Source organism: Methanospirillum sp. (assembly GCF_028679455.1).
In the GTDB taxonomy this organism is placed as follows: Archaea; Halobacteriota; Methanomicrobia; order Methanomicrobiales; family Methanospirillaceae; genus Methanospirillum.
The window spans coordinates 1-8,936 of record NZ_JAJRBM010000236.1 but is presented as its reverse complement, the minus strand read 5'-3'; the positions used below and the strand labels follow the sequence as shown (position 1 = coordinate 8,936).

Below are 8,936 nucleotides of genomic sequence, written 5' to 3'. Positions count from 1 at the left end.
GTCATGTCAAAAAAGCGCAACAGTTTTACAGAATCGGTCTCTGATGCATTGGAATAATTAGAAGAGATCAGGTCAGTCCTTTTTTCATACCCAAGCCCTTCACCAAACTTCCAGACTCCATACCCATTTGCTGCATATTTTGAGACTTCATATGGAAAAATCGTGTTCGAAGCGGAAGGAGCCTCAACTGGAAGGACGGTACGATTAACCGTAGTAACCACAGTGGAATCTATGGGATAGGCTCCTGCTATTCCCATTATCAAAAGGCCAGCGATGAAAAATCCTATTATGGACCTTATTCTCATAAATTGAATGAGAATTCACGTTATTTATAATCTACTACTATTCAGTTGCCTGATACCATGATTCATTCCCCGGTACGGACAAATCACGTTGAACTCCTGAAATACTCACATATCTGTGAATACTACTATCCGGTATCAGATTTCAAAAAATGGAATATATTCAGAGCCTGAGTCCTGACTGGTAGGTAAAGGTTTTCTGGAGGTCTTTTATATCTCCAACGACCCCGGTTACATCCTTCCACTGGTTGGTTGCGGAAACATTGGTCTGATTATCCCGTGCTTCCATGATTGAACCGCCAAAACTGGTTCTTACGATTCCATCTGCAACCAGTACTCCTGAACTTGTGTCCGGGGTGATGGCAACCTGGTAGTTCAGTCCTGCAGGTACCCGGTCTTCACCAACCATCCGGAGACTGCCACTCTCTGAAATCCTTGCATGGTTTACGTTCATGAGCGATACTCCTGCCTGAATCGTGTTGCAGAATGCAGGAAGCCAGGTGAGATCACTTGGCGCATAGACGCAATGGAGGTATCCCTCGTCATCGGGTTTGTATGATCCTGCGATATTCAGCAGATACCGCTCTTCCCCGAGTAGATGTGATCCGTTGGCGGTGTCGTAGGTGAGCACCTTCTGAGTCTGAATATTGTATGTATTGACAGCCTGATTCTGTGAATCAAAATCAAAATTCTTATTGATTGCAAGTTTTCCTCCGTTGGTCATGAGATTGTCTGACCATGAGGTGTCCCCGATTACGTCACCGGGGTTTACGATGTGTTTGGTAATTGAGTAGCCCTGATCATCAGCGACAACCATGGTGATGAGTATCAGGGTGAGGGAGAGGGTGAGTAGAACTGATTGTTTCATAGATAATCTTACTGGAGGGTGGTTTCATTGCAAACTTTCATCTGGGAAATATCGTTCAGATCATGAGAGGGATCACAGGTGAGTACATCTCATACCGGCACACAAAAGGTCTTTCTCTCTAACATGAGAACCGGTTACCTGTACCATATTGATAGGTGACCAAATCATCTACCGGTATCCCGGCCCGCATCTCACTCCTGATCACAGTACCATGACCGGTTGTTCAACCACATATTGCACGGAACCATTGCCCTGAATCCTGATCCAAACCATACGTGATTCTGACCTATGCAAACCTGGAATTCTTACCTGACCGAAATACTCACTCAGATCAGGACTCCGGATCTGGCTGCTGACCCGCATGCACGATTGATCACCGAAGCCTATCTGGTCCCCTCTCCAGACCGACAAGACCTGCAATTCTCATTTCCGGTCCTAATCCATACGAATATTGGTGACGATATCTCCCTGCCCAGGTCAGGATCTGCAGGCGGTATTCATGCAATCATTGAATACTGTAAGGAACAGGCAGTTCGCAACCCGGAACTGGGGTTATTATATGGGGCAGAAACCGTAAACCAGTCCCGATACCAGGTCAATCTGGAACCCTATACCATTGTATCCTCTCAGTCCTGTATTGCAACAGGGTTGTGGCATCCGGATGAACAGAACTATGTTGACGAACAAGGAATTCATCTGATTCTTCGTGGTGCATTGCGGCATCATGAACCATCACAGGCAGGAATTCCGGAAATGGCAGCGAAGCTTTCAGCGTATGCCCAGGCGATTGCTGATCAGGTGCACCGGGTTCCCCTCTCCAGGATTCGGAAGGAATGGGAAACCACCGTGGATCAACAGACTATCCTGAACCGGCTTCCTGACCTAGGGCTGGTATCCTTCATCGGGGATGGAACCAGGCCGGCACGGGAGTTTACGCGGTACCGCTGTTGGGAACGGGTAGCCGGACCTAAACGTGGTGTTCACATTCCATTTTATACTCCGAAAGAACTGGATCCGATTGAGGTCTTTTTACCGGGATCGAATCAGACGATCACCGGCCTTGGGATTCGGGCCGGTGAACTCTTTGCCATTACCGGCTCCAATGCCCAGGGAAAGACCTCACTCCTCCAGGCAATACATGCCGGAGAGGATATTCATGCTCCGGGTGACGGAAGAGAACACCTGGTAACGGTTCGTGGAGGAATATCAGTCGATGCCACGAATGTTGAACTGAAAGGTGTTGATCTCACCCCGTTTTTTGAAACCCTTCCTCCTGGGATGGGAGGAGATCCCGGTTGTGCGACCGGGCAGGGAAGTGGTTCTGCGTCCATGGCGTTCAGGATCAAGGATGCCATCGTGAAAAGGCGCCCCTATATCATCATTGATGAGGACCGTTCTGCCCAGAATCTCGTACACCCCTGCTACATGAGTGTAGAAGGTCAGGTTCACTCTCTTGCTTCTCTGCTTTATCGTGACCGCTCATGGCTTGAGGGAACCGGGCTTATTATCGCAGGTTCGGGTATGGAACTGTTGATTGCACGGGCAGACCGGATTATCAGGCTCTGTGATCATGCTGCAGTTCCGGTCTCAAAAGACGAGTGGCGTGAAGGACTCAGGCGATATTATCAGCATCTTATCGAATTGGTGTAAATCTCATGGATAATTACTGAATGAGAGTCTGATAGAAAGCAGATAATTCTCTTTAAGCACTATGTCGCGATAGAATTTCGCTGCATCTGGAAGAGAAATAACATTGCGGAAAAAAAATTAGTATCTGCGGTTGTATCCGCCAGAAGAACTGCGGTTGCCGCCGAAATCGCTACGGGGCTGCATTGGGCGTGCCTCGTCGATCCGAAGGGTTCTGCCTTCGTACTCGGTCTCGTTCAGAGCCTTCATTGCTGCTTCCGCCTGCTCGGATGTTGCCATCTCGACAAATGCGAATCCTTTCTGTTCGATAACTTTTACGCTTTCGATATCTCCGTATGCACCAAAGAGGTCCCGGAGGTTTGCTTCGTTTACTGAATATGTGAGGTTACCCACGTACAGGCGTTTTCCGTCCATAGTATACTCGATTTTTGTATGCGTAAGCAGATTGCATTGCTACAACCTTGAGGTTACTGAAAATAGCGAAAGAAATTACCTAGAATTTAAGGAAGTGACTCTCGAAAACTATCTTAATAGATCCCTTACGTATATACAAACATATACGCCAGCCTGATATAAGAAGTACTAGGTAATCTCCCATTTTCTGGAAATTTTTTAAAAAATGGAAAGACCATCTGTGTTTTTTCAGGTATCCTGATCGTAACGATTCTGGCTCTTTCATACTATGTATGTCTGAAATGCGAAATCAGACAAATACAGAGGCTTTGGTCATGGTCCATGGCACATGGGCTGTGTAAGGTCGATGTGCAGATTTTCAGGAAGATATATAATACGAATGGGTAGAGTATGTGATACCCAAATATGAGAGGAGATCAGTATGAATGAAATTCTGGAAGTAATCAATGACTTTATCGTCCCGGTAATCTTCCTCGTCAACATCTGTTTTGCTCTGACTGTGGTATTCATCGAACGGAAAAACCCGTCTGCCACGATTGCATGGCTCATGGCACTCTTATTTGCACCGATCATCGGGTTTATCCTGTACCTCTTTGTTGGTCAGAGTTTTTACCGTGACCGGATGTTCGGGATGAAGAAAGAGGAAGATGAAGTTCTGACACGCGTAATCGAGTCGCAAAAAAAGGAACTTTTTACCAAAGCCGCCTCTATCTCAGAGCCACTATCTGATGCCTATAAACGTATGATCCTGATGCTGATGGAGAGTAATAAGGCAGCACTGACCACTCATAACCAGGTCCGGGTTTTCATCGACGGGAATGAGAAGTTTTCCTCTCTGCTTGAAGCGATCAGGGGTGCACAGGACCACATTCACCTGGAGTATTATATCCTCAAAGATGACGAGATAGGTACTGAAATATTTGCAGCTCTGACCGAACGGGCGAAAGCCGGAGTCTCTGTCAGGTTCCTGGGGGACGGACTTGGTGCTGCCGGTCCGAAGAAATCTTTCTTTGCCCCCTATCTTGCAGCGGGAGGAAAACTCGCATTCTTCTTCCCGTCGCTGCTTCATATCTCCCATCCCCGGATTAACTACCGGAACCACCGGAAGATAGCGGTGATTGACGGTAAGATCGGGTTCATCGGGGGGTATAATATTGGTGATGATTATCTCAGCCGGATCCCTGAATGGGCTCCCTGGCGTGATGCAGCCGTCCGGGTAGAAGGGCATGCCGTGCTGGCGATGCAGATCAGGTTCTTCCTTGACTGGAACTACGCGGCAAAGTCAGATATCCTTGAGTTTGCACCCCGGTATTTCCCTGAACATGTCGTTGATCCTGATGCCCGACTCCCGATGCAGGTGGTATCAGGCGGTCCTGATACCTACTGGAATCCGATCAAGGAATCATATCTGAAACTGATTAGTCTTGCAACCGAGTCTGTATACATTCAGACCCCGTATTTCATACCAGACGAAAGTATCATGGATGCTCTGCGGATGGCAGCACTGGCAGGCATTGATGTGCGGATTATTATCCCGTCAAAACCTGATCACTGGTTTGTTTACTGGGCAGGTTACTCATATATCGGTCAGTTGCTGGATGCAGGTGTCAGAGCATACACCTACAACACCGGATTTATCCATGCAAAGACCATCATCGTAGATGAGGTAGCAGCATCGGTGGGGAGTGCAAACTGGGATGTTCGCAGTTTCAGGCTTAACTTTGAGACAAACGCGATCATGTATGATTCGACGGTATCTAAAGAACTAAAACATCATTTTCTGAACGATCTGAAGGTATGCACTGAAATGACCCCGGAACGGTATGCCAACCTCCCGAAAAAGATTAAGATCAAACAGTCAGTATCCAGACTCTTCTCCCCGCTCCTCTGATTTCTCACTTTCCTCTTTCTTATGGTTTGGAAATGACGGTATCTGATCTCTCATTTTCGAGAGCAGGTCTGTTGTCTGCTTACGATGATACTGATATCGGGTCAGTATCTGTGAGGTAGTGTACGGGACAAAGCTCCATGCGATGACACCAGCAGTCATTCCCTTGTTGAGATAACTCCCCGGCTTTCCAACTACAATGTTTTTTCTCTGGTGAATAGCAGCAAGAAACTCATCAGTATCCCCCGGAACGCCGGTGACCACGCTTCCGACATCAGCGAGCAGATGAGCGTCAGATCCCCCGGTGAATGGAATCTTGTGGTCTTCTGCATAAGATATCGCCTTCATATTGAGATCTTTCATCATTCCGCCACAGATCACTTCAATACCGTCAAGATGGGTTAGGACACCAGGGAGCATATTTTTCTCCACACATTTCAGAACACCCCGGTTTATTCCGAAATACCCGAACGGGTGGGCTGCTACTTTGAGACAATCATAGGATTCAGCCAGGTACAGACATTCAGCAACCGGAAGATTTCTGAACATTCCTGGTGTTTCACGCTGGCGTTCACGACAGAATGCGTTAAAAAAATCCTCCAGGTCTCCTGCGGTATAGAAGTAGAAGAGCAGATGGGGGCCTTCTTTTGTTTCCAGTTCAATTCCCGGGATGATCTGCACATCCTGCTGACATGATACTGCCGAGAGAACACCGCTGATCTCGTTATGATCGGTTATCGCAACCCCGATATCCCGAGATTTAGCGTATCTGACGAGATCCGGAATACGGGTAAGGCCGTCTGAATGGTTGGTGTGCAGATGCATATCTGCAAGGCGGAATCCTGACTCCCGGAGAGTCTTCAGGTCAGGTTCTTCGTAGTGGATCGGAGATTCCGGTGATACTTGCATGTCTGGTTAGTCCGGATGCATTGTTGGCTGGAACAGGAGAAGAATTCGCTCTTTATCTGGTTATTGTTTTCCGTATCATGAAATATCGGATAAACCTAGAACGATCCATGTTTTTCTCCTGGTATATATGGTCTGGTTAGGTGAAAACAGGATTCTGAAAGCCGACCTGATAGGATGTTTTGACCCGGTAGTCCCCGGAGTCCGTTCCCTAAGACTTTAATTCGGGCTGGTACTGATGATGATCCTGCTCTCTATGACTATTGTGGCCAGTTAACGGCAGTACCTGTCAGCCGTCAGCCACCAACTCCTGGAAAAATTCTCCCCCCGCAACTAGTGGAATAAAAACGTTCCAGAAGGGATTTGCGTATAAATCATGATTCTGACTTTGATAAGGTCTGATTTCAACCTTTTTTCTATCAGAGAATTTGAATCTGGTGTAGATGTCAACACCGGTATTATAATCATGAAGATCTGGAATTAAATGGAATAGGGATTCATTTCTTCTGATGTATCAGGTACCTGGCATTTCTGAATATTGTTTTGAAGATACCTTCAGACTTTCTTCTTGTTATCACAGGTGGTAACGCCCGTTACCTTTATCTCTCCTCATGATGAAGAGCTGATTACCATCTTCTGCATCCCTTGTTCTGTACCTGGAGACCAGCATGAGTAGTACTCATATCAGAATCCCTCTTGAGGTTAAGACCCAATTAGACTCTATCGCCCATGAAGGAGAAAGCACCGGGAGTGTAATCCGTCGGGTACTGGAGTATTACCTGTGTACTGATGAAGAACGAGGCCTGGTTGAAGAAGAGGAGATGACCTTTCCTGATGGTACCACTTCTGACTGGCAGGCCCGGATTGAACAAGAGATTGCAGATCTGAAAAACCTCGTACAGTCAATTGGTGAAACAACGGAAGTCCACGCTGACGACATAGCCAAGCATGATAAAAATATCACGTTTATAATTGATCAGATCGTAAAATTTGAACGATTGGATAAGTTCACGCTGGAAGATCTTGATCGTTTTGATGACAGGATTGAAGCACTTGAGATATCATTTTTGCCCCATTCCGGATCAACAGACACTTCCGTTCTCCTTGAATCAGAGATTTCTGATATGGGAGGTCCCGGCATTCTGAAAATAAAAAAATATGAGTATGATTCCGATATCCCGGAAGTCCTCCTTGATAAGGGAGATCCGATTCCGTTCATCACTCATACCCCAACTCCTGACTCTCTTCCCATTCAAAAGGTAAGACTCACATCAGGACTCTATCAGATGGCTGGTGAGAAGGTGAAGTCCCTTAAAACGACCAGAACATATCCGAATTTATCCGCATTAACCGGAATTAGCGAAAGTACTTTGAAGAAATTGATCAACGGCTTCCCGGTATCTCACCTGACCAGGCAACAGATTGATACTCTGATTCGTCTCTGACTGGGAAGGGTGATAGTATCTGACCTGATCAGCGAAGTTGATATACACTACAATTTTTGAAAAGCGTGTTTGACACCTAAACGTAAAATCGTCACCAATTTGGTGAAATTGTGTGGTTCATCAGCAGACACTACGCGAATGTCGCATTCTATGCCTCAATTTCAATTCTGAAAGATATTTATTGAAATTATGTTTGTAGTGTACCCCCTTCTCCGTTGATCAGGTCTTATCTGGCCTGCAACCGGATCAGGCTTCAGCCTGCCTACCTTCCAGAGCACCGAGCAACCGAACAGGAACCAGAGCAGGTGAGGCAGATGAAACCTGAACACCGGTGAGATCATAACCCCTCCCGCAGAATCCATGACCTGCACGAATCACAGACCGAACTCTGTGACCCTGGATCATGCCACGTTGCTTTGGACGTATCACAGACCTGGCATCGTCCGAGATCGGTATACAGCCTTGTCATTGACCCTGCATCTATCACTCCGGGAAGAGGCCTGACTGATTCACCTTCAGCCTCGCGTGCAACCTCATAGCATGCCCTGTAGATCTTCAGGTTTTCCGGGGATGAGCGGCTAACCGCTGGTCTGTCATCCGCTCCTGGTAATGCACCCACTGCATGCCACAACAGTCACACGGACCGGTACCAAAACCCCGTTCGATCTTACAGAACTCAGATGTTCTCACCTTCCAGGAGCCTGATGATTCATCGCAGGGAGTTGCGGAATTTTCTATGAATCCGTGCTCAATATGAGGAGTTGCGGACTTATTGCGGATTTTCGGGCAATGAGAATCAGCCTCATTTTTACAATCTGAAAGTAATGTGTCCCCCGATTGAGGTTCATGATCACTTGTTGCGGAATTGCAACCATCAGATGAACAGACACGAACTTGCTCATGATCGTCTTTTTTGCTCTCTGTATTTTCTCTTATTCCGCAATAAGTACATAAAATAATATTATTATTGTTTAATTCATGATTTGACTCGCAATTTGTGCCCGAATTCGTTGCGGAATTTTCCGCAATAAGTCCGCAACATTCCGCAGTTCCGCAATGACCAAGATCAGATAATGCCACATCATCAAGAGAAATTACACTTTCAGGTTGCATTCCTTTGATGTAAAAGAGGGCCTTCTCACTCATCCGTCCTTCAAGTCTGGACTCCTCCGGAACCTGGTTCATCATCGTCTCAAAGGCATGGGATTTTCCTTTACCAGATTCTCCGGTCACCGAAACATGCAGACCATTTGCGTTGATTACCTGCCGGGATTCAAGTGACATCACCAGGCACTCGGCGACAACCGGATTGCCGATATGGTCACGGGAAAAAGCCTTCTGTGTGTAACTCTACAATGTCAAGTTCCAAATGACAATCCGCCCCAATATATCGTTTGATCTTTATATAAGTAGGTACAATATATTTGCTGTGCTAACTGGGCTTTCAAGAATGAGGTCGCACGACT

8 protein-coding genes and 1 pseudogene are annotated in these 8,936 nt (G+C 46.6%); 3 read left to right on the top strand and 6 right to left on the bottom strand.

Annotated features, from left to right (window positions below):
* Together LUQ50_RS07780 and LUQ50_RS07775 are read right to left on the bottom strand one after the other, a co-directional pair.
* Nucleotides 1-257: pseudogene (locus tag LUQ50_RS07780) on the bottom strand (TIGR03768 family metallophosphoesterase); the annotation flags it as partial.
* 208 nt (nucleotides 258-465) lie between these two features.
* Nucleotides 466-1,170, bottom strand: coding sequence for a hypothetical protein (locus LUQ50_RS07775; protein WP_300038725.1), 705 nt, complete (start codon nucleotides 1,168-1,170; stop codon nucleotides 466-468).
* A gap of 288 nt (nucleotides 1,171-1,458) precedes the next feature.
* Between LUQ50_RS07775 and LUQ50_RS07770 the strand changes: the two genes are divergently transcribed.
* On the top strand, nucleotides 1,459-2,820 hold the full coding sequence (locus LUQ50_RS07770; RefSeq protein WP_300038722.1) for a P-loop domain-containing protein: 1,362 nt from the start codon (nucleotides 1,459-1,461) through the stop codon (nucleotides 2,818-2,820).
* A 117-nt stretch (nucleotides 2,821-2,937) separates the two neighbouring features.
* On the opposite strand, the gene LUQ50_RS07765 is transcribed toward LUQ50_RS07770, so the two are convergent.
* On the bottom strand, nucleotides 2,938-3,231 hold the full coding sequence (locus LUQ50_RS07765) for an RNA-binding protein (RefSeq protein WP_300038719.1): 294 nt from the start codon (nucleotides 3,229-3,231) through the stop codon (nucleotides 2,938-2,940).
* 421 nt (nucleotides 3,232-3,652) lie between these two features.
* Between LUQ50_RS07765 and cls the strand changes: the two genes are divergently transcribed.
* The gene (cls, locus tag LUQ50_RS07760; RefSeq protein WP_300038716.1) at nucleotides 3,653-5,122 is read left to right on the top strand and encodes a cardiolipin synthase; all 1,470 of its coding nucleotides are present in this window, start codon (nucleotides 3,653-3,655) and stop codon (nucleotides 5,120-5,122) included.
* Here the strand turns inward: cls and LUQ50_RS07755 are convergent.
* Complete coding sequence (locus tag LUQ50_RS07755; RefSeq protein ID WP_300038713.1) at nucleotides 5,090-6,028, bottom strand: PHP domain-containing protein; 939 nt, start codon at nucleotides 6,026-6,028, stop codon at nucleotides 5,090-5,092. The genes cls and LUQ50_RS07755 overlap by 33 nt on opposite strands.
* 665 nt (nucleotides 6,029-6,693) lie before the next feature.
* Between LUQ50_RS07755 and LUQ50_RS07750 the strand changes: the two genes are divergently transcribed.
* On the top strand, nucleotides 6,694-7,470 hold the full coding sequence (locus tag LUQ50_RS07750; RefSeq protein WP_300038711.1) for a hypothetical protein: 777 nt from the start codon (nucleotides 6,694-6,696) through the stop codon (nucleotides 7,468-7,470).
* 161 nt (nucleotides 7,471-7,631) lie between these two features.
* Here the strand turns inward: LUQ50_RS07750 and LUQ50_RS07745 are convergent, their stop codons facing one another.
* Both LUQ50_RS07745 and LUQ50_RS07740 read right to left on the bottom strand, forming a co-directional pair.
* Complete coding sequence (locus LUQ50_RS07745) at nucleotides 7,632-7,832, bottom strand: hypothetical protein (RefSeq protein WP_300038708.1); 201 nt, start codon at nucleotides 7,830-7,832, stop codon at nucleotides 7,632-7,634.
* Nucleotides 7,833-8,025: 193 nt separating this feature from the next.
* The gene (locus LUQ50_RS07740; RefSeq protein ID WP_300038705.1) at nucleotides 8,026-8,757 is read right to left on the bottom strand and encodes a hypothetical protein; all 732 of its coding nucleotides are present in this window, start codon (nucleotides 8,755-8,757) and stop codon (nucleotides 8,026-8,028) included.
* Nucleotides 8,758-8,936: the final 179 nt, after the last annotated feature.